Source organism: Thioalkalivibrio sp. AKL10, assembly GCF_000381845.1.
Lineage (GTDB): Bacteria > Pseudomonadota > Gammaproteobacteria > Ectothiorhodospirales > Ectothiorhodospiraceae > Thioalkalivibrio > Thioalkalivibrio versutus.
The window spans coordinates 1-1574 of the sequence record NZ_KB907149.1 but is presented as its reverse complement, the minus strand read 5'-3'; the positions used below and the strand labels follow the sequence as shown (position 1 = coordinate 1574).

The 1574-nt window shown below is 62.8% G+C and carries 1 protein-coding gene; it reads right to left on the bottom strand.

What is annotated here, in order from left to right; all coding sequences use genetic code 11:
- The coding region (locus tag G333_RS0114130) for an autotransporter outer membrane beta-barrel domain-containing protein (RefSeq protein WP_231373051.1) at positions 1-1430 on the bottom strand (1430 nt) is incomplete at its 3' end.
- Between the last annotated feature and the right edge of the window lie 144 nt (positions 1431-1574).

Sequence of the window (1574 nt, the reverse complement as noted above, 5' to 3'; positions counted from 1 at the left end):
TCGAACGCCTGATCGAAGCGCACGCCGGCCTGACTGCGCAGGGAGTATTCGCTCTCACTACCCACGTCGAGATTGCCGGCACCCGCCCCGGATTCGGTAAAGCTGTTGCGCCGCAGGTACTCGTAGTCCAGCCCGCCGAAAGGCGTGAGTCGGGCGGAATCGCCGATATCGACGACGTATCCAACCTCGGCGCCGGTACCGATGCCGCGGGCCGAGTAGTCAGTCTTGGCGGTCTGGTTCAGCGTCGTGACAAGGCGCTCGGAGTCGGCCCGATGGTAGCCGACGCTAACGCTACCGCGCGCGTACAGGGCGTCCTGCTGCCAGCCACCGTAACCGGCAACATGGAAGGAATCGACGTCCAGATCACCGCTAGCGGTGGAGGCGCGATTCCGGGTGTAGCCCAGGGCCGCTCCGACGAATGTATTTTCGGCGATTGGCGTGTCGAAGCCGACGCTGAATCCGCCAAAGTTGTAGTCGGTCCCGGAGGCGTTGGAGGTGTTGTCGATGTCGCCGCGACCGCCCTCGGCGTTCACCCACCAGCCGCGGTTGGGGAGCGTGTTTTCTTCCACCAGGCCGCGGGCCTGGCCGGCGGAGGCCAGCTGTATGCCCATCAGTTGTTCGAGACTGGCCATTTCGCCGGCGGCCGGTCCGGCGCTGCGCCCGGTCATGCGGCTGTTGAGGCCGGCGCGGAAGCGCTGGGCGCCGCGCAGGCCAATCTGCTGGGCGTGGGTGTGCTCGACCCCGGAAAGGTCATCCAGTGCGGCGCGGGCGCGATCCTCGTCCATCGTAATGATGGCGTTGGTGATGTCGTCCATGGCCGGATTCTGCAGCTGTCCGTCCAGCGTGTTACTGACCGCACGCTGGTTCCGTGTGCGAGCGACATCGGCGAGGTCGGCCACCTGGGTTAGCGTCAGCAAGACATCATCGTCGCTGTATTCAAGCGACGTGGTCAAAAAGGCGAAATCATCGGTTACTGTGGAGAATTCACCGTCTACTTCCTGTTCCGCGCTGAGGATGGTGTAGGTGGTCTGCGGCGCATAGGTGGAGCCGTCGTCGGTGCCGCTTTCCGATGTTACGTGAAGCGTGGACCCCTCCTCGATGAGGATGTCACCCTCTACGTTGACGGAATCGTTGTTCACCCCGGCCTCGTCACCGCCGTCGTTGACCTCGACGCGATAGATGGAACCGTCAGCGAAGGTAAGATCACCATCCTCCACTGACAGCCCCCCGATGGAGTTGCCCGGGGCGATCATGCCCTGCACGGTGGTATTACCTCTGACCACGCCGTCACCCTGGAGGATGCCGCCGGCGCCTACATCGATGCCGTCACCGCTGACTAGTTCGCCATTAACGGTCACCTCTGCGGCGGAATCTTCTCGTAGCGCTATCGAGACCTGTTCCCCGGCAATGACCGCCGCACCATCGCCCACCTGTAGCAAGCCATTGTCGCCTTCCCGTAAATTCGGTCCATTGAAAACCGGAGGTCTCCGGGCACACTAGAGCCAAAGGAGGCCGAGATGCGCAAGAGTCGGTTTACGGAGAGTCAGATTGTTCAGACGCTGAAGCAGGTCGAA